This is a genomic window from Staphylococcus lutrae, from assembly GCF_002101335.1.
Taxonomy (GTDB): Bacteria; Bacillota; Bacilli; order Staphylococcales; family Staphylococcaceae; genus Staphylococcus; species Staphylococcus lutrae.
Genome location: NZ_CP020773.1, coordinates 505,716 through 524,326, shown reverse-complemented (window position 1 = coordinate 524,326; position 18,611 = coordinate 505,716). Strand labels below are relative to the sequence as shown.

The 18,611-nt window shown below is 38.9% G+C and carries 20 protein-coding genes; 19 read left to right on the top strand and 1 reads right to left on the bottom strand.

The window, feature by feature from the left end:
* Positions 1 to 49 precede the first annotated feature (49 nt).
* The gene (gene glpT, locus B5P37_RS02645; RefSeq protein ID WP_085236781.1) at positions 50 to 1,408 is read left to right on the top strand and encodes a glycerol-3-phosphate transporter; all 1,359 of its coding nucleotides are present in this window, start codon (positions 50 to 52) and stop codon (positions 1,406 to 1,408) included.
* Between the two features lie 72 nt (positions 1,409 to 1,480).
* On the opposite strand, the gene B5P37_RS02640 is transcribed toward glpT, so the two are convergent.
* The gene (locus B5P37_RS02640; RefSeq protein ID WP_085236780.1) at positions 1,481 to 2,008 is read right to left on the bottom strand and encodes a DUF2529 family protein; all 528 of its coding nucleotides are present in this window, start codon (positions 2,006 to 2,008) and stop codon (positions 1,481 to 1,483) included.
* A 242-nt stretch (positions 2,009 to 2,250) separates the two neighbouring features.
* Between B5P37_RS02640 and fdaB the strand changes: the two genes are divergently transcribed.
* The 18 genes from fdaB to atpE all read left to right on the top strand — a co-directional run bounded on the left by fdaB (position 2,251) and on the right by atpE (position 18,452).
* The gene (gene fdaB / locus B5P37_RS02635; RefSeq protein ID WP_085236779.1) at positions 2,251 to 3,123 is read left to right on the top strand and encodes a class IIb fructose-bisphosphate aldolase FdaB; all 873 of its coding nucleotides are present in this window, start codon (positions 2,251 to 2,253) and stop codon (positions 3,121 to 3,123) included.
* Positions 3,124 to 3,525: 402 nt separating this feature from the next.
* Entirely contained in the window at positions 3,526 to 4,791 is a 1,266-nt protein-coding gene (locus B5P37_RS02630) for a UDP-N-acetylglucosamine 1-carboxyvinyltransferase (RefSeq protein ID WP_085236778.1), read from the top strand.
* 47 nt (positions 4,792 to 4,838) lie between these two features.
* Complete coding sequence (locus tag B5P37_RS02625) at positions 4,839 to 5,168, top strand: winged helix-turn-helix transcriptional regulator (protein ID WP_085236777.1); 330 nt, start codon at positions 4,839 to 4,841, stop codon at positions 5,166 to 5,168.
* Positions 5,169 to 5,354: 186 nt separating this feature from the next.
* Complete coding sequence (locus B5P37_RS02620) at positions 5,355 to 6,788, top strand: aldehyde dehydrogenase family protein (protein WP_085236776.1); 1,434 nt, start codon at positions 5,355 to 5,357, stop codon at positions 6,786 to 6,788.
* A gap of 282 nt (positions 6,789 to 7,070) precedes the next feature.
* Positions 7,071 to 8,384, top strand: a complete 1,314-nt coding sequence (rho, locus tag B5P37_RS02615) for a transcription termination factor Rho (protein WP_085236775.1) — start codon at positions 7,071 to 7,073, stop codon at positions 8,382 to 8,384.
* Positions 8,385 to 8,507: 123 nt separating this feature from the next.
* Positions 8,508 to 8,762 (top strand): type B 50S ribosomal protein L31, encoded by a 255-nt coding sequence (locus B5P37_RS02610; RefSeq protein ID WP_016426439.1) that lies wholly within the window; start codon positions 8,508 to 8,510, stop codon positions 8,760 to 8,762.
* Between the two features lie 244 nt (positions 8,763 to 9,006).
* Positions 9,007 to 9,609, top strand: a complete 603-nt coding sequence (locus B5P37_RS02605; RefSeq protein ID WP_085236774.1) for a thymidine kinase — start codon at positions 9,007 to 9,009, stop codon at positions 9,607 to 9,609.
* The gene (gene prfA, locus B5P37_RS02600) at positions 9,609 to 10,685 is read left to right on the top strand and encodes a peptide chain release factor 1 (protein WP_085236773.1); all 1,077 of its coding nucleotides are present in this window, start codon (positions 9,609 to 9,611) and stop codon (positions 10,683 to 10,685) included. Before B5P37_RS02605 ends, prfA begins: the two co-directional genes overlap by 1 nt.
* The gene (gene prmC / locus B5P37_RS02595; protein ID WP_085236772.1) at positions 10,675 to 11,520 is read left to right on the top strand and encodes a peptide chain release factor N(5)-glutamine methyltransferase; all 846 of its coding nucleotides are present in this window, start codon (positions 10,675 to 10,677) and stop codon (positions 11,518 to 11,520) included. The genes prfA and prmC overlap by 11 nt, the downstream gene beginning before the upstream one ends.
* Positions 11,521 to 11,716: 196 nt before the next feature.
* Entirely contained in the window at positions 11,717 to 12,769 is a 1,053-nt protein-coding gene (locus tag B5P37_RS02590) for an L-threonylcarbamoyladenylate synthase (RefSeq protein ID WP_085236771.1), read from the top strand.
* The gene (locus B5P37_RS02585) at positions 12,766 to 13,191 is read left to right on the top strand and encodes a low molecular weight protein arginine phosphatase (RefSeq protein WP_085236770.1); all 426 of its coding nucleotides are present in this window, start codon (positions 12,766 to 12,768) and stop codon (positions 13,189 to 13,191) included. The genes B5P37_RS02590 and B5P37_RS02585 overlap by 4 nt, the downstream gene beginning before the upstream one ends.
* 117 nt (positions 13,192 to 13,308) lie before the next feature.
* A complete protein-coding gene (locus B5P37_RS02580; RefSeq protein WP_085236769.1) occupies positions 13,309 to 13,836 on the top strand; it encodes a TIGR01440 family protein in 528 nt (175 codons plus the stop codon).
* 20 nt (positions 13,837 to 13,856) lie between these two features.
* Entirely contained in the window at positions 13,857 to 15,092 is a 1,236-nt protein-coding gene (locus B5P37_RS02575; RefSeq protein ID WP_085236768.1) for a serine hydroxymethyltransferase, read from the top strand.
* Between the two features lie 36 nt (positions 15,093 to 15,128).
* Positions 15,129 to 15,758, top strand: coding sequence for a uracil phosphoribosyltransferase (gene upp, locus B5P37_RS02570; protein WP_085236767.1), 630 nt, complete (start codon positions 15,129 to 15,131; stop codon positions 15,756 to 15,758).
* Positions 15,759 to 15,780: 22 nt separating this feature from the next.
* Positions 15,781 to 16,920 (top strand): non-hydrolyzing UDP-N-acetylglucosamine 2-epimerase, encoded by a 1,140-nt coding sequence (wecB, locus tag B5P37_RS02565; protein ID WP_085236766.1) that lies wholly within the window; start codon positions 15,781 to 15,783, stop codon positions 16,918 to 16,920.
* Positions 16,921 to 17,085: 165 nt separating this feature from the next.
* Positions 17,086 to 17,439, top strand: a complete 354-nt coding sequence (locus tag B5P37_RS02560; protein ID WP_085236765.1) for an ATP synthase subunit I — start codon at positions 17,086 to 17,088, stop codon at positions 17,437 to 17,439.
* Positions 17,440 to 17,475: 36 nt separating this feature from the next.
* On the top strand, positions 17,476 to 18,198 hold the full coding sequence (gene atpB / locus B5P37_RS02555) for a F0F1 ATP synthase subunit A (protein WP_085236764.1): 723 nt from the start codon (positions 17,476 to 17,478) through the stop codon (positions 18,196 to 18,198).
* Positions 18,199 to 18,239: 41 nt separating this feature from the next.
* Complete coding sequence (atpE, locus tag B5P37_RS02550) at positions 18,240 to 18,452, top strand: F0F1 ATP synthase subunit C (RefSeq protein ID WP_014613343.1); 213 nt, start codon at positions 18,240 to 18,242, stop codon at positions 18,450 to 18,452.
* Positions 18,453 to 18,611: the final 159 nt, after the last annotated feature.

Genomic DNA, 18,611 nt, shown 5'->3' with positions numbered 1-18,611 from the left:
TAAAATTTACATAAAAATAAAACATAATTTTTAAACGAGGAGGATGCGTATGTTTCGATGGTTAGAACCGCCTGCAGCAACGACGCCCGTACCAGAAAACCAAAAAGATGAGACATATAAAAGGCTTAGACGCCAAGTGTTTTTGGGAATTTTCTTAGGTTATGCAGGCTATTACTTGTTGCGTAAAAACTTTTCTATTGCGATGCCGTATTTAGCTGATATGGGATTTTCGAAAGGGGAACTCGGTTTTGCTTTATCAGCGATTTCTATTGCATATGGGATAAGTAAGTTTGTGATGGGAACAGTCAGTGATAGAAGTAATGCAAGGACGTTTCTCACATTAGGACTTATATTAACGGCCATTGTGAATTTAATGATGGGATTCATTCCTGTGTTAACATCAAGTGTTGCGATTATGTTTATCATGTTATTCCTTAACGGTTGGTTTCAAGGAATGGGATGGCCGCCGTCTGGACGTGTGCTTGTGCATTGGTTTAGTGTGAGTGAACGCGGGAGCAAAACAGCAGTTTGGAACGTGGCACATAACGTAGGTGGCGGGTTAATGGCACCTATTGCTTTAGCCGGTATATCTCTTACAGGTGTATGGCACTTTGGTTATTTACAAGGCTTTGAAGGGGCATTTATATATCCTGCTTTACTCGCTTTGATTATTGCTATTCTTTCATTCAGTTTGATTCGTGATACGCCACAATCTGTGGGTTTGCCTTCTATTGAAGCGTATCGTCAAGATTATCCAACACATAAAAAAGAAACATTCGAGAAAGAATTAACAACAAAAGAGATTTTATTCAAATATGTACTTAATAATAAATGGGTATGGATTATTGCAATTGCAAATATTTTCGTATATTTTGTCCGTTACGGGGTGTTAGACTGGGCGCCATTGTATTTGAGTGAGGTCAAACACTTTGATATGAAAAGTTCAGGCTGGGCTTACTTCTTATATGAATGGGCGGGAATTCCTGGTACATTGATATGCGGATGGTTATCGGATAAAGTGTTCAACGGTCGACGGGGGCCTGCGGGCTTTATATTCATGATAGGTGTGACGATTGCAGTTGTTGTTTATTGGTTAAATCCACCAGGACAACCGCTTATTGATAATCTGGCATTGATTACAATAGGATTTTTAATCTATGGCCCTGTCATGCTGATTGGACTTCAAGCGTTGGATTATGTCCCTAAAAAAGCAGCAGGTACGGCGGCGGGACTAACAGGTTTATTTGGCTATCTTGGAGGAGCAGTGATGGCAAATGTAATCATGGGAGCACTCGTGGAGCATTTAGGTTGGGGTGCAGGTTTCCTTTTGCTCACTGTGATTAGTGTTCTTGCCATGTTAAGCTTTATCCTTACATGGAACAAGCGAGGCCAAGAATGGATTCATTAACAGAGAAAATATAAAAGTAAGGACAGGACACGGAGCAAATCTCCGACATACCTGTCCTTATTATTTTTGAGTTTATGCATTTAAATCCAAATCACGCATCATTTCTACCATTTGTGTATAAATTTCATAGTAAATATAATTCAATGCAATTAAATGCGGTTGCACCACTTTATCATAATCTTCGGTATAAACAATGGGTCTTGGTGTTGACAAGTCAATGAAATGGAGTAAATGGTCCGGGAGTGACTCGGATTTCGGCTTGTTTGTAATGACGACAACATCTCGATCGTCTGCAAGCAATGCCTCTAAATCCGTTTGCATTTCCGTTTGATAATCTGGACCGAATAAGAGGACTCTATCTGTCGAGTCTAAATCATCAAATGACGTACAAGTTTCAAGGGACAAGCTCGAATGCAATTTTTCGAAGCTTGAGAGGATATACGGTTCAAAGCATTTTAAATCTCCGTACCCTTTAATATAAACATGCCCTTCTCCACCGATAGCTTGAATGAGGCTTTGAGCAGCCATTTGAATATCAAGCGCTTGTTGATCGAGTCGATTAAATACACCCGTTAACTGTGTCGTTAGCATTTTTGACATTGTGTCATCCTCCTTTTTGTCGTTCACGAAACCGATGAATAAGTTGATGTATATTGATGAATACCAAGATTCATTTTATAAAATAAAGCGTTGAGAATCAATGTTTATCAATGGTTGCGCTTACATGATAAATTACGATATTTTTCACAAATTTCAGCTGATTTGTCTGTGCATATTAATGGTGACTTTGCTATACTGTACTTATAAATATTCGTGCGCTATGCACGCAAGGAGGAACTTTCATGCCTTTAGTTTCAATGAAAGAAATGTTAATCGACGCGAAAGAAAACGGTTATGCTGTAGGTCAATACAACTTGAATAACTTAGAATTCACTCAAGCCATTTTGCAAGCGTCTCAAGAAGAAAATGCACCTGTTATACTCGGTGTTTCTGAAGGTGCAGCAAGATACATGGGTGGTTTTTATACGGTCGTTAAAATGGTTGAGGGACTATTACATGACTATCAAATTACAATCCCAGTTGCGATTCATTTAGATCACGGTTCAAGCTTTGAAAAATGTAAAGAAGCGATTGATGCAGGGTTTACTTCAGTGATGATTGATGCATCTCACGAGCCTTATGAAGAAAATGTAAAAATCACTAAAAAAGTTGTTGAATACGCACATGAACGTGGTGTTTCTGTAGAAGCTGAATTAGGCACTGTTGGAGGTCAAGAAGATGACGTTGTTGCTGATGGCGTGATTTATGCTGATCCAATCGAATGTCAAAATTTAGTGAAAGAAACAGGTATCGACACGTTAGCCCCTGCATTAGGTTCTGTTCATGGTCCTTACAAAGGTGAACCAAACTTAGGTTTTAAAGAAATGGAAGAAATCGGTGTTTCAACTGGTTTACCATTGGTTTTACATGGCGGTACAGGTATCCCAACTCACGATATTAAAAAAGCGATTTCTTTCGGTACAGCAAAAATTAATGTCAATACTGAAAACCAAATTGCTTCTGCAAAACGTGTGCGTGAAGTTTTAGCGGAAGATCAAGAGGTTTATGATCCACGTAAATACTTAGGACCAGCACGTGAAGCGATTAAAGCAACAGTGATCGGTAAAATTAAAGAGTTTGGTACTTCAAACAAAGCGGATAACATTAAAGGTTAATTCACTATAGAATGAAGGTGGATTGTACACGAGTGATTGTAAGATAATCGGCGGGTGCATACCATTGATGTATTTAAAGAGAGTAGTTGGATGGCACATGTGATGATGCATATGTGTGAGTCGCTACTCTTTTTATATTATGAGAGGATATAGCGTTGTGATATTTCTAGCTCACTTTACTGATTCAACTTAAGGAAGGCACATGTTTAGGTGCACTTGTAAAAGAATGTATGTTTAAATTTTTTGTTCTGCAATGATAATAAGTGTCCAACCTATTTTTGTATGGCGTCATCGTTTCAAGCGGGTGATACTTCATTTTGCAATTTGAAAAAAATTACATTATAATGCTTTTAATATAGTATTTTATGGATAAAATGAGCAAGGGAAAAGGAGTTCAATGACATGGCACAAGAAGTGATAAAAATAAGAGGTGGTCAAACTTTAAAGGGATGTGTTGAAATTAATGGCGCTAAAAATAGTTCCGTGGCGATCATTCCAGCAGCACTTATGGCAGAATCGCCGGTCACTTTAGAAGGGTTGCCTAAAATTTCAGATGTTGAGACTTTAGTGAGTTTATTAGAAGATTTGAACATAAGTGCGGAATTGGACGATACCACTTTAACCGTCGATCCGACTCAAATCGAAAATGCCCCTTTGCCGAATAATAAAGTTGAATCTTTACGTGCGTCATATTATATGATGGGTGCGTTACTGGGTCGCTTTAAAAAATGTGTCATTGGATTACCAGGAGGGTGTCCGCTTGGGCCAAGACCGATTGATCAGCACATTAAAGGGTTTAAAGCGTTAGGTGCAACGGTTGATGAGTCGAGTACGTCTTCAATGAAGATTGAAGCAGAACGGCTGGTTGGTGCGAATATTTATCTCGATATTGTGAGTGTGGGTGCAACGATTAACATCATGTTGGCTGCAAGTCGTGCTGAAGGTCAAACGATTATTGAAAATGCAGCGAAAGAGCCTGAAGTTGTAGATGTTGCTAACTTTTTAAATAGCATGGGTGCGAAGGTGACAGGTGCAGGAACAAGCTCAATCAAAATTGTAGGGGTCCCGCATTTACATGGAAGTCGTCATACGATAATTCCTGATCGTATTGAGGCAGGGACGTATATGTGCATTGCGGCAGCTTGTGGAGAAAAAGTGTTGATTGATAATATTATTCCGAAACACGTGGAGCCCCTCACGGTGAAATTGCGAGAGTTAGGTGTTAGAATAGAGACTGGTGATGATTATATGCGCGTCACGTCTTCTTTACCTTATAAAAGTGTGGACATTAAAACACTCGTGTATCCCGGTTTCGCAACAGATTTACAGCAGCCTATCACACCATTACTCTTCCTAGCAAATGGACCGAGTTTTGTGACTGAAACGATTTATCCAGAACGTTTCAGACATGTGAAAGAACTACAAAAAATGAATGGATTGATAACAGCGGATCAAGGTACAGCGACAGTTAAACCGTCACATTTAACTGGTGCAGAAGTGTATGCAAGTGATTTGCGTGCAGGTGCCTGTTTGATTATTGCAGGTTTATTGGCAGAAGGTGAGACAACGATTTATAACGTCAAGCACATTTACCGAGGTTATACGAATATAGTTCAAACACTGAAAAGGTTAGGTGCAGATATTTGGACGGAACAAATCGAAGCTTAATCCAGAATCTCTTGTTATCACAAATTTAATGATGAGAGGTGATAACTATGGAAGTTTGTCCATATTTAGAAGAAACTTTTAAAATATTAGGTCGCAGTTGGAATGGGTTGATTTTACATTATCTTTCCACTTGTGATGATTATAAAGCGCACTTTTCAGAGATGAAGAGGGATTTGACACCCATTACGAACAGAGCATTATCTATGAAAGTGGCTGAACTCGCAGAAGCGGGTTTGGTAACTAAAGTTGTCATTTCTAATACACCTCCTTCAGTTTGTTACCATTTAACTGAAAAAGGCGTAGCATTAGCAAAAGCATTGGAACCACTCGAATCTTGGGCGCATGATTATATTGAGCTTAAGGAAGAAGTACAATAAAATTTATCAATTTAATCGCAATGTTAATAAAAGAGTAAGGTCTCATTGGTCATACAATGGTTGCCTTGCTCTTTTTTTGTGCTTTGAATTGTACGATCTTGAAACTTTGATAAGTCGTCTGAGCGTTTAAAAAAATAATGAAGTGGTATGATAAGGGCAGGACATTAAATGAAGGAGTGTTGGTTTATGAGAGATCAAACAAAACAATTTATCAATGGGGAATGGGTTGAAAGTCATAGTGGAGAAACGATTGACGTGATTAATCCAGCCACAGAAGAAGTTATCGGTCGAATTGCAAAAGGTGATCAAGCGGACGTAGATCGTGCGGTTCAAGCGGCACATGATGTCTATCTTTCATTTCGTCACACTTCTGTTGAAACACGTCAAGCTTTACTAGACCGTATCGTAAAAGAATATGAAAATCGTAAAGCCGATTTAATAGAAGCCATTACTTTAGAACTTGGCGCACCAGTAACAAAATCTGAAATGGTTCATTATCAAATGGGATTGAAACATTTTCAGGCAGCACGTGATGCACTTAACGACATGCGTTTTGAAGAACGCCGTGGTAAAAATTTAATTTTGAAAGAAGCCATTGGTGTTGCAGGATTAGTCACACCGTGGAACTTCCCAACGAACCAAACATCATTAAAACTCGCAGCAGCATTTGCAGCGGGAAGTCCAGTTATACTCAAACCTTCTGAGATGACGCCATTTGCTGCCATCATATTAGCAGAGATATTTGAAAAAGCCGGTGTTCCTAAAGGTGTATTTAATTTAGTGAATGGTGACGGTGAAGGTGTAGGTACACCACTGAGCGAACATCCAGATGTACGTATGATGTCATTTACAGGTTCAGGCCCAACAGGTACAAAAATCATGGAGAAAGCGAGTCAAGATTTTAAAAAGGTTTCTCTTGAATTAGGTGGAAAATCGCCTTTCATCATATTAGAAGATGCTGATATTGAAGAAGCCGCGAAGGCAGCAGTCATGAAAGTGGTCAACAACACGGGACAAGTTTGTACTGCTGGTACACGGACATTGATACCTGAAAGCTTTAAGGATGCCTTTATTGCTGAAGCGAAAAAGCAAATGGCGCAAGTGAAAGTAGGAGACCCACAAAAGAGTGAGACACAAGTTGGACCGTTAGTAAGTGAGAAACAATTCAATCAAGTTCAATCCTATATTCAAAAAGGAATTGATGAAGGCGCAACGCTATACTATGGTGGACCAGGAAAACCTGAGGGTCTAGATAAAGGTTATTTTGCAAAACCTACAATTTTTGTCGATGTAGATAATGCAATGACGATTGCGCAAGAAGAGATTTTTGGTCCTGTTATGTCGGTTATCACTTACAAAGATTTAGATGAAGCCATTGCGATTGCTAATGATACAAAATATGGTCTGGCAGGCTATGTATTTGGAAAAAACAGAGACGATTTAATTCGTGTTGCACGCTCGGTTGAAGCCGGAACAATAGAGATTAATGAGGCAGGTCGAGCAGCGGATTTACCGTTCGGTGGTTACAAGCAATCTGGACTTGGTCGTGAATGGGGAGATTATGGAATTGAAGAATTTTTAGAAGTGAAATCTATAGCAGGTTACTATGAAGGTGAATAACCTCAACTGACCTGTGTGGATGATACTATAAAATGACAACGTGCATCAGTCATTCTTTCTTGTAAAAAAGCCGAGGACACCTCGGCTTTTTGTATGCAAAATCAATCAATCCGTTGTTGTAATGAACTAGAATCGTCTGCTGTTGAGGTTGCATTGTATACGAAATTTAAAATTTTGCCTAAAATTTTTATGATATTTTGTCATAACGCATAATATTTGATATAGTAAGGTTTAATCGTAACATTTGCGATTAAAGACTTTATAATGAAATGAGTGTTTAACATGACAAGGGAAAGAACATCTCCGCAATATGAATCTTTTCATGAATTATATAAGAATTATACAACAAAGGCCCTCACTGAAAAGGCAAAGTCTCTTAAACTTGTTAACTATAGTAAATTAAACAAAAAAGAACTTGTCCTTGCAATTATGGAAGCGCAAATGGAACAAGACGGCAATTATTATATGGAAGGCATTCTTGATGATATACAGCAAGACGGTTATGGCTTTTTAAGAACTGTTAACTTTTCAAAAGGGGAAAAAGATATCTATATATCCGCAAGCCAAATTCGTCGCTTCGAAATAAAATTAGGCGATAAGGTAACTGGTAAAGTACGGAAGCCTAAAGAAAACGAAAAATATTACGGATTACTTCAAGTTGACTTTGTTAATGATCACAATGCAGAAGAAGTCAAAAAACGTCCTCACTTTCAAGCGTTAACACCTTTATATCCAGATGAACGTATCCGATTAGAAACGGAACCCCATAACTATTCAACCCGTGTCATGGACTTAATCACGCCGATTGGATTAGGCCAACGTGGTTTGATTGTTGCACCACCTAAAGCAGGTAAAACCTCTTTACTCAAAGAAATTGCTAATGCGATTGTTATGAACAAACCCAACGCTAAACTTTTCATATTACTTATTGGAGAAAGACCGGAAGAAGTGACTGATATTGAACGCTCCGTTGATGAAGCAGAAGTGGTTCATTCCACATTTGACGAGCATCCAAAACATCATGTCAAAGTAGCAGAATTATTGCTCGAACGCGCCAAACGATTAGTCGAAATTGGCGAAGATGTGATTATTTTAATGGACTCCATAACGCGATTGGCACGTGCGTATAACCTTGTTGTGCCACCGAGTGGACGTACTTTATCAGGAGGATTAGACCCCGCATCTTTGCATGGACCAAAGACCTTTTTTGGTGCGGCAAGAAATATCGAAGCAGGCGGGAGTTTGACGATTTTAGCGACTGCATTGGTCGATACGGGTTCGCGTATGGATGATATGATATATGAAGAATTTAAAGGAACAGGGAATATGGAGTTACATCTCGATAGACGCCTTTCTGAAAGACGAATTTTCCCAGCGATTGATATTTCTAGAAGTTCTACGCGCAAAGAAGAACTATTAATTCCAAAAAGTGAACTCGATAGTCTATGGCAATTACGAAATATGTTTTCAAACTCACCTGACTTTACAGAACGATTCATCCGTAAATTAAAGAAAACGAAATCGAATGCAGAATTTTTCGAAGTTTTACAACAAAGTGCAGTAGAAAGCAGTAAAACAGGGAAACCTATTATTTAAATACGATGAATTTAAGATGTGGGGTTGCAATTTAACGTTATGCCCGCTATAATGTTTAAGTATTGGGTAAAAACTCACAAATAACTCTGTTCCAGATGGTTCAGGGCAAAGGAGCTGAAAATGATGAAACAAGGCATTCATCCGGAATACCGTAAAGTGATCTTTTTAGATACAACAACTGATTACAAATTTTTAAGCGGTTCAACTAAATTTTCTAATGAAACAATGAAATGGGAAGATGGTAATGAGTACCCAGTTATTCGTTTAGATATCTCATCTGACTCACATCCATTCTATACAGGACGTCAAAAATTTGCTGCGGCAGATGGGCGTGTTGAACGTTTCAACAAAAAATTTGGTCTTAAATCAAATAATTAAAAAACCGATTCAAGTGGGTGGTGAGACATCCACTTATTTTTTTGCGCAAATTATTAAAAAGTGTTATCCATATGTGTGTAAATGAAGGGATTGCATCCGGTTAAGTCAATGTTTTAAATTAAGTACAATTCATCAATATGTTCTAAAAATATAGACTTTCATGGACATGTGGATAACATCAACGAACCCTTCTATTTTATGATATAATGAAGTGATTTTGATTTGAAAAAAGGTGGAAAGAGTCATGTATGAAGCGTATCATTCAGGTTGGATAGAATGCATTACTGGAAGTATGTTTAGCGGTAAATCAGAAGAACTGATTAGACGTTTGCGTCGAGGCGTTTTTGCTAAACAAAAAGTGGTTGTATTTAAGCCGGTTATTGACGATCGCTACCACAAAGAGAAAGTTGTATCTCACAATGGTAATGAAATAGAAGCGATTAATATTTCAAAAGCGAGTGAAATATGGCAGCATGATTTGACAGGCGTTGACATTATCGGAATAGACGAAATTCAATTTTTTGATCAAGAAATTGTACACGTTGCTGAAATGCTTGCTGAAAAAGGTTATCGTGTGATTACTGCTGGACTTGATATGGATTTTAAAGGCGAACCTTTTCACCCTGTTCCTGAAATGCTCGCAGTGAGTGAACATATTACAAAGTTACAAGCCGTATGCGCAGTGTGTGGGGCTTCATCAAGTCGGACACAGCGTCTTATTGATGGTAAACCGGCTAAAGTAGACGATCCCATTATCTTGGTAGGTGCAGACGAACGCTATGAACCCCGTTGTCGGGCACATCACGTTGTTGCACCAAGTGAAAATAAAAAGGAGGCGTTAGAATAATGTTTGATCAGTTAGACATTGTTGAAGAGCGTTATGAACAGTTGAATGAATTGTTGAGTGATCCAGAAGTCGTCAGCGATTCTGATTTGCTTAGAAAATATTCCAAAGAACAATCGGAACTACAAAAAACTGTAGAAGTTTACAGACATTATAAACAAGTAAAAGAGGATGTTGAGGAAATCGAACTCATGCTATCAGAAACAAATGATGCGGATGAGGTTGAAATGTTAAAAGAGGAAGCTTCAACGCTAAAAACAGAAATTCCTGAACTTGAAGAAAAGCTCAAACTTTTATTAATTCCTAAAGATCCTAATGATGAGAAAGACGTTATCGTTGAAATTCGTGGTGCAGCAGGTGGCGATGAGGCTGCTATTTTTGCGGGTGATTTGTTCCGTATGTATGCTAAATTTGCAGAGTCTCATCAATTTAAACTTGAAGTTGTTGAAGCGACTGAAAGCGATCATGGTGGCTATAAGGAAATCAGTTTTTCGATTTCAGGTGATGGGGCCTATAGTAAATTGAAGTTTGAAAATGGTGCGCATCGTGTGCAACGTGTACCTGAAACTGAATCGGGAGGACGTATTCACACTTCCACTGCAACAGTGGCGGTATTACCTGAAGTAGAAGATGTAGAAATTGAAATTAGGAATGAAGACTTGAAAATCGATACATATCGATCAAGTGGTGCTGGGGGTCAGCATGTCAATACGACAGACTCAGCTGTAAGGATTACACACATCCCTACAGGGGTGATTGCAACATCATCTGAAAAATCACAAATTCAGAACCGTGAAAAAGCAATGAAAGTATTGAAAGCGCGACTTTATGATATGAAATTGCAAGAAGAATTACAAAAATATGCCGCGCAACGTAAGTCGGCAGTTGGGACTGGAGATCGTTCAGAACGGATTCGTACTTATAACTATCCACAAAGTCGTGTTACAGACCACCGAATTGGTTTAACATTACAAAAACTCGACCAAATTATGGAAGGGAAGTTGGATGAAATCGTTGATGCTTTGACGATGCATGAACAAACTGAAAAATTGAAAGAGCTTAATACTGGTGGATTATAAGACGTGGCGGCAACAAGCAGAACAACAGATGCAATGGAAGGGGTATGAGGCAACCTCTGTGAAATGGTTGATCATGGATACACTTCAGTGGTCAAGTGCGCAAGCAGTCATGCATGAAATGGATTCGATTCCAGAGAAGACGATGCGATTGCTTGATGAACGATTGCTACAACTGTTATCGGGTAGACCCGTACAATACGTTGTGGGACAAGCGGCGTTTTACGGTCGTCAATTTAAAGTAACCCCCGATGTATTAATCCCGCGTCCAGAAACTGAAGAGGTCGTACAATATTTCTTGAGCAAAATGAAGCAACCTGGGACAGTGGCTGACATTGGTGTAGGAAGTGGTGCCATTGCTGTAACTTTAAAAGCAGAAAATGAGGCGCTTGAAGTCATTGCGACGGATATCTCTGCTGAGGCTTTAGAAGTGGCACGGGACAACGCTCGCGCACACCAGCAGCACATCACTTTTTATGAAGGTGATGCTTTGCAACCGCTGATAAACAATGCCATTCGCTTAGATGGTTTGATTTCCAATCCGCCATATATTGGCGTGAATGAACGTGAATGGATGGATGCACATGTCATTGCCCATGAACCACATGTTGCGTTGTTTGCTGACAATGAAGGTTTTCAAGTTTATGAGTCGATTTTGCGAGATTTACCTAAAGTGATGCGTGAAGGGGCACCGGTTGTTTTTGAAATTGGTTTTCAACAAGGAAAGGCGTTGACGACATTAATGGCCTCATGGTATCCACACATTGCGACAGAAGTTTTGGAGGATATTAACGGTAACGCACGTATGTTTTATTTTAATTGGACGTCATCGTCGTAAGGCTACTTATTAAAGTATGATCGGAAGAACAGGTTAGACGATGGCTTAACATTGTAAGAAAATTACTTTAATGCAAGTGATTGCAAATCAATCCATAATGGGTGTAAGACGAGGTCAAAGTGTTACTCTGATGACTCAAGTCATACACCCATTTTTCACTTTGTAGTAAAATAAAAGAGAAGGAGAGGTGGATGTCATGCGAAATACACAAATTTGGGATGTTCGCGCATATACAACACGTTTAGCAGAATATCCGAAATTGGCTGAAATCATTCAAACGTTTCAAGAGGGTGGCGTGGTTGTGTTTCCAACAGAAACGGTCTATGGTTTAGGTGGAAATGCAACAGATGATACAGCGATAAATAAAATATACGAAGCAAAAGGACGTCCTTCTGATAATCCGTTGATTGTGCATATCCATGATACGGAGCAATTAAAAGATTTTGTTGAAGAGATTTCAGAATCTACACAAAAATTAATGGAGGCTTTTTGGCCAGGACCAATCACATTTATTTTGCCTCTAAAAAAAGGGGGATTGAGCAAACGCGTGACTGGAGATTTGAATTCAGTTGCAGTGCGTATGCCGAGTCATCCGGTGGCACTTGCATTGTTACAAGCAGTCAATCTTCCAATTGCCGCTCCAAGTGCAAACTTAAGCGGCCGCCCATCTCCAACCACTTTTGAGCATGCGTTTCAAGATTTAAATCAACGGGTCGACGGCATCATACAATCGACGCAAAGTGATGCGGGCTTAGAAAGTACTGTGGTCGACTGTACATCGTTTCCATTTCGTATTGCACGTCCAGGAACGATTACGCGACAAATGCTGAACGAAATTTTACCACAATCAGTAGAATCATATCACCAGGTTAATGATGAAAAACCCATCGCGCCCGGAATGAAATATCAACATTATGCACCGTCAACACCACTTAAAATGGTGCAACAATTAAATGGTCCCGTACGTCGTGATGCACATGAAGATTGGTCTAAAATTGCGTTCATCGTACCGGAAACTAAAGTCTCATTGCTACCGAAAGAGGCACAAGTGATTATCATCAGTCAGAGCGAGACAGACATTCAAGGTGCGAATTACAACTTGTATGCGGTGCTGCACGATCTTGATTATTTAGAGCAAATAGAAATGGCATATATTTATGGTTTTGAAGAGCATCATGATACCGAAGCTTTAAGAAATCGAATGCTCAAAGCGGTCAACCAACAAATTGTAAAGGATGAGGCGCTATGAGGATTATTTTTGTCTGTACAGGGAACACTTGTCGAAGCCCGCTAGCTGAAGGGATTGCACACCGTTTAATGCCAGATTTTGATATTCAATCTAAAGGACTGATGGCACAAACAGGACAACCGATTTCAACACATAGTCGTGAATTATTAGACCGCCATCAACTTTCAGGACCGGATACAGCGCGCCTCTTTGATGAAAGGGATGCTACGGCAGATTTGATTTTAACAATGACGTCGGCGCACCAACAAATGATTCAAGCCATGTATGGCACAAAGGTTAATGTGCATACATTAAATCAGTACGTCAATGAAACGGGGACCGTAGTGGATCCATATGGAAGTGGGTTTGAAACGTATGAAAAAGTATTTGATCAGTTGAGCCGGTTGATTGAAAAACTTAAGGAAAAATTAGTCATTGAATAATTGTATAATCAGTATAAGTTCATGAAAAAATGCGTTATAATAAAGGACGTATAGCATGTTTCGTAGTTCTTTGAATTTTGTTTTCTGATGCATGCGTATGTCAAGGGGGTTAACCATATGCAAGAATTAAATCAATTATTAAAAGAACTTAAAGCGCAATCGTTTTTTTTGCCGGGAGAGATATGTGTCATAGGATGTTCGACTTCAGAAGTTCAAGGAGAACAAATAGGAACGACTGGGTCAATGGCGGTTGCCCAAGTCATATTCGAAGCACTTGTACAATTGCAACAGGAGACAGGTGTTTCGTTTGCATTTCAAGGTTGTGAGCATATTAACCGTGCTATTACAATTGAACGCAAAGACTTTGACCCTTATCTCATGACTGAAGTGTCAGTCGTTCCAGACGTGCATGCAGGGGGATCCTTATCTACATATGCATATCGTCATATGACGCAACCCATGGTCATTGAACATATTCAAGCAGATAAAGGAATCGATATCGGTCAAACATTGATTGGTATGCACATCAAACACGTCGCGGTTCCTGTGCGCACGACAGTGAAACAAATTGGCCAAGCAATTGTAACTGTTGCGACATCTCGACCTAAAAAAATCGGTGGCGAACGTGCTAAATATCAACTTTAATAGAAAAGAGGGAATTGCCTATGTCATTTCTTGCAAAGCAAGATCAGTCTGTATTTGAAAGTATCCAGCAGGAATTTCATCGCCAAAATAATAACATTGAATTAATCGCATCAGAAAATTTTGTTTCGGAAGCAGTTATGGAAGCACAAGGTTCTGTCATGACAAACAAATATGCAGAAGGTTACCCTGGGCGACGTTACTACGGTGGATGTAAATTTGTAGACCAAACAGAACAACTTGCCATCGATAGAGCGAAAGCACTTTTTAATGCCGAGCATGTTAACGTTCAACCACATTCAGGTTCACAAGCCAACATGGCCGTTTATCTTGTTGCACTTGAGCATGGGGATACGGTTTTAGGTATGAATTTAAGTCATGGTGGCCATTTGACACATGGGGCACCTGTCAACTTTAGCGGCAAGTTTTATAACTTTGTCGAATACGGTGTATCAAAAGAAGAAGAGCGCATTGATTATGAAGAAGTGCGTCAGCTTGCGCAAAAGCATAAGCCTAAATTGATTGTTGCAGGTGCATCAGCATACTCTCGTGAAATCGATTTTAAAAAGTTTAAAGAAATCGCTGATGAAGTCGGTGCGAAATTGATGGTCGATATGGCACACATTGCGGGGCTTGTCGCAGCTGGACTTCATCAAAACCCAGTTGACTATGCAGACTTTGTAACGACGACAACACATAAAACGCTACGGGGTCCTCGTGGAGGAATGATTTTATGTAAAGAAGAATACAAAAAAGAGATAGATAAAACAATTTTCCCTGGTATTCAAGGTGGTCCACTTGAGCATGTGATTGCTGCGAAAGCCGTTGCGTTTGGCGAAGCGTTACAACCAGAATTTAAAACGTATCAGCAACAAGTGATTAAAAATGCACAAGTACTTGCAAAAACGTTACAAGACAATGGATTCAGAATCGTTTCAGGTGGAACAGATAACCATCTTGTTTCTGTAGACGTAAAAAAATCAGTGGGTATTACTGGTAAAGTTGCTGAAGAAACTTTGGATGAAATTGGAATTACATGTAATAAAAATACAATTCCATTTGATCAAGAAAAACCGTTTGTGACAAGTGGCGTACGTTTAGGTACACCGGCAGCCACAACACGTGGATTTGATGAACAAGCATTTGAAGAAGTCGGTCGCATTATTAGTGATGTACTTAAAAACCATGAAGATGAAAAAGTTTTAGCAGATGCGAAATTACGTGTGAAAAAATTGACTGAACAGTACCCTTTATACTAATAAATAGAACAATATAGAGCAAACGGAGGCAAGACTATGGGTAAAGTACATGTATTTGATCACCCTTTAATTCAACATAAGCTGAGCTATATTCGAGATGTAAATACTGGTACAAAAGCTTTTAGAGAGCTTGTGGATGAAGTAGGTATGCTGATGGCTTATGAAGTGACACGTAATTTAGAATTACAAGATGTTGAAATTGAAACACCTGTGACAAAAGCGATTGCCAAGCGTTTATCAGGTAAAAAGTTGGCATTTGTTCCTATTTTACGTGCAGGTTTAGGTATGACAACAGGTATTTTAAACCTCGTGCCTGCCGCGAGAATTGGTCATGTAGGTTTATATCGTGACCCTGAAACACTCGAAGCCATTGAATACTTTGTCAAGTTGCCACAAGATATTGAGGAACGTGATATCATTGTTGTGGATCCTATGTTAGCAACAGGCGCATCAGCGATTGAAGCCATCAACTCATTGAAAAAAAGAGGTGCAAAGCATATTCGGTTTATGTGTTTGATTGCTGCGCCTGAAGGGGTTGAAAAACTTCAAGCTGCACATGAAGATGTGGATATTTTTATTGCCGCATTAGATGAAAAATTAGATGAAAATGCCTATATCACTCCAGGTCTCGGTGATGCGGGAGACCGTCTATTCGGTACAAAATAATTCATACAAGGGGCGCATAGAGATGAAAAGGATTATGACGATTTTTGGTACTAGGCCTGAGGCAATCAAAATGGCACCGCTCGTATTACAACTTAAAAAAGAGACATTACTCGAGCCTATTGTTGTTGTCACTGCACAACATCGTGAAATGTTAGATTCTGTATTAGATACATTTGGTATTGAACCAGATTATGATTTAAATGTAATGAAGCAGGGCCAATCGCTCTCAGAAGTCACTTCGCGAGTGATTTTAGGGTTAGAGGATGTCATCCAACAGGCACAACCCGATATGATATTAGTACACGGAGATACAACGACGACTTTTGCCGGTAGTCTTGCTGCTTTTTATAATGAGATTAGTATTGGGCATGTCGAAGCGGGGTTACGAACTTGGAATAAGTATTCTCCTTTTCCAGAAGAAATAAATCGTCAAATGACCGGTATTATGGCTGATTTACATTTTGCTCCAACTGAACAGGCGCAAAAAAACTTGTTACAAGAAAATAAAGCGCCTGAGAAAGTTGTTATCACGGGTAATACAGCAATTGATGCCATGCATACGACGGTTGATCCTCAATACCATTCTGAAATTATTCAACGTCATAAAGGACAACGCATTATCTTGTTAACTGCACATCGAAGAGAAAATATTGGAACGCCAATGCACCATATTTTTAAGGCAGTGAGAAGAATTGTTGAAGAATTTGAAGATACAGTCATCGTCTATCCAATGCACAAAAATCCTAAAGTACGTGAAATCGCCTATCAACATTTAAGTGATCACGAACGCATTGAATTAATTGAACCGCTAGAAGTGGTGGATTTCCACAATTTCGCACATCAAGCACATTTTATTTTGACAGATTCTGGCGGCGTTCAAGAAGAGGCGCCATCACTTGGTAAGCCTGTGCTCGTATTAAGAGATACAACGGAGCGTCCTGAAGGGGTTGCAGCAGGCACATTGCGTCTTGTTGGTACAGCAGAAGTAGATGTATATGAAGCAACAAAAACGTTGTTAACAGATGAATCGCTGTACAATGCAATGAGCGTTGCGCAAAACCCTTATGGTGATGGTCATGCCTCGGAACGCATTTGTGAAAACATTAAATATTATTTTGGTTTAATTCAAGATAAACCAGATTCTTTTAAAGTGAAAAGTTAAAAAGTATAAAGTCGGGCTAAATGTGTCTAAATTGTGTCGGTATTAAAGACAAAAAACAACCCTTTTCACTGTGCAATTGACACACTTTTCGCCCTATATTATTATGAAAGTTGTATGTGTGGAACGGCTTTCAAATTGTGTCTTAAGGCAGAAAAGAGGCTCAATATGAATTGTTTTCGCAAAATGTTTCAGCCGTTTTTATCATATTACGCTACGATTTTAGCAGGGCTGTTAATCCTTTATTTTTTTGATGTACAGCAACGAATAGTACTCGGACTGATTATAGGAATGATTGCATCAATTATGAATACATGCATTTTTGAATATTATTTATGGCGTTCTAAACGTGACGATGAACATGTGATTTCAACAGGTAACGGTTGGCGCTATTTAGTTGCGATCATTGCATGTACCATTTGGGCATTTAATCAGTCTCACATCCATATTCTAGGTGTACTGATAGGATTAATGGTTTCATATGTGTTAATGGTTTTTAGGCCTTGGTTAAAAAAGGCGTAACAATGAATGTTATTTTGAAAAGAGGTGAAATCAAGAATGGATCACAAACATCCCGTGGTGACTTGGAAATTTCTTGGAGTAGATATTAATTTCAATTTATCTACTATTATGATGTTGTTGATTACAGCAGTAATAGTGTTTGTTATTGCAGTCTTATGTACACGCAATCTCCAGAAAAGACCTAAAGGGGCACAGAACTTCATCGAATGGGTTTTTGACTTTGTTCGTGGCATCATCGAAAGTAATATGGCGTGGTCAAAAGGTGGACAATTTCACTTCTTAGCTGTCACATTAATACTCTTTATTTTTGTGGCTAACATGCTAGGGCTTCCCTTACAATTTGTAAATGGTGAATATCTATGGTGGAAGTCACCAACAGCAGATGCACATGTCACATTGACTTTAGCAACGATGATGGTTCTTTTAACGCATTATTATGGTGTTAAAATCCGTGGTACAAAATCATACCTTAAGGCTTATGGAAAACCGTATCTCGCACTTTTGCCTATTAATATCTTTGAAGAGTTCGCATCGACATTGACATTAGGGTTACGTTTATACGGTAATATCTATGCCGGTGAGATTTTATTAGGTTTACTTGCATTAGTGACAACTCATGTTACTTTCGGTTTCCTAATCGGGATACCTGGACTTATCATTTGGCAAGGATTTTCAATTTTTGTTGGTTCAATCCAAGCTTATATTTTTATCATGTTAACAATGGTTTATATGTCACATAAAGTCGCTGACGACCATTAAAATAAAACGAAAAATTAACAATAATTAGGAGGATTTATAGAATGAATTTAATCGCAGCAGCAATCGCAATCGGTTTATCAGCATTAGGTGCAGGTATTGGTAATGGTTTAATCGTTTCTAGAACAGTTGAAGGTGTAGCACGTCAACCAGAAGCACGTACACAATTAATGTCAATCATGTTTATTGGTATTGGTTTAGTTGAGGCACTTCCTATCATCGGCGTCGTTATTACATTCATCGTATTATTCATTTAATACGCCTAACTCGGTAAGGAATTATGACGTAATCAAGACATTTGTTCTTTTCATATCTTTTACATACGAAAAACATTTGTCACGGCGAGGTCTAGTGTTGATAGGCTTTCGCCATTCGTTTTTATTGTTTGAATAGATGAAATGGTTGAAAGGAGTGTA

Bases quoted from the DNA above. Each gene is read 5' to 3' on its own strand.
- glpT (WP_085236781.1), top strand. From the start codon at position 50: ATGTTTCGATGGTTAGAACCGCCTGCAGCAACGACGCCCGTACCAGAA.
- B5P37_RS02640 (WP_085236780.1), bottom strand. From the start codon at position 2,008: ATGTCAAAAATGCTAACGACACAGTTAACGGGTGTATTTAATCGACTC.
- fdaB (WP_085236779.1), top strand. From the start codon at position 2,251: ATGCCTTTAGTTTCAATGAAAGAAATGTTAATCGACGCGAAAGAAAAC.
- B5P37_RS02630 (WP_085236778.1), top strand. From the start codon at position 3,526: ATGGCACAAGAAGTGATAAAAATAAGAGGTGGTCAAACTTTAAAGGGA.
- B5P37_RS02625 (WP_085236777.1), top strand. From the start codon at position 4,839: ATGGAAGTTTGTCCATATTTAGAAGAAACTTTTAAAATATTAGGTCGC.
- B5P37_RS02620 (WP_085236776.1), top strand. From the start codon at position 5,355: ATGAGAGATCAAACAAAACAATTTATCAATGGGGAATGGGTTGAAAGT.
- rho (WP_085236775.1), top strand. From the start codon at position 7,071: ATGACAAGGGAAAGAACATCTCCGCAATATGAATCTTTTCATGAATTA.
- B5P37_RS02610 (WP_016426439.1), top strand. From the start codon at position 8,508: ATGAAACAAGGCATTCATCCGGAATACCGTAAAGTGATCTTTTTAGAT.
- B5P37_RS02605 (WP_085236774.1), top strand. From the start codon at position 9,007: ATGTATGAAGCGTATCATTCAGGTTGGATAGAATGCATTACTGGAAGT.
- prfA (WP_085236773.1), top strand. From the start codon at position 9,609: ATGTTTGATCAGTTAGACATTGTTGAAGAGCGTTATGAACAGTTGAAT.
- B5P37_RS02590 (WP_085236771.1), top strand. From the start codon at position 11,717: ATGCGAAATACACAAATTTGGGATGTTCGCGCATATACAACACGTTTA.
- B5P37_RS02585 (WP_085236770.1), top strand. From the start codon at position 12,766: ATGAGGATTATTTTTGTCTGTACAGGGAACACTTGTCGAAGCCCGCTA.
- B5P37_RS02580 (WP_085236769.1), top strand. From the start codon at position 13,309: ATGCAAGAATTAAATCAATTATTAAAAGAACTTAAAGCGCAATCGTTT.
- B5P37_RS02575 (WP_085236768.1), top strand. From the start codon at position 13,857: ATGTCATTTCTTGCAAAGCAAGATCAGTCTGTATTTGAAAGTATCCAG.
- upp (WP_085236767.1), top strand. From the start codon at position 15,129: ATGGGTAAAGTACATGTATTTGATCACCCTTTAATTCAACATAAGCTG.
- wecB (WP_085236766.1), top strand. From the start codon at position 15,781: ATGAAAAGGATTATGACGATTTTTGGTACTAGGCCTGAGGCAATCAAA.
- B5P37_RS02560 (WP_085236765.1), top strand. From the start codon at position 17,086: ATGAATTGTTTTCGCAAAATGTTTCAGCCGTTTTTATCATATTACGCT.
- atpB (WP_085236764.1), top strand. From the start codon at position 17,476: ATGGATCACAAACATCCCGTGGTGACTTGGAAATTTCTTGGAGTAGAT.
- atpE (WP_014613343.1), top strand. From the start codon at position 18,240: ATGAATTTAATCGCAGCAGCAATCGCAATCGGTTTATCAGCATTAGGT.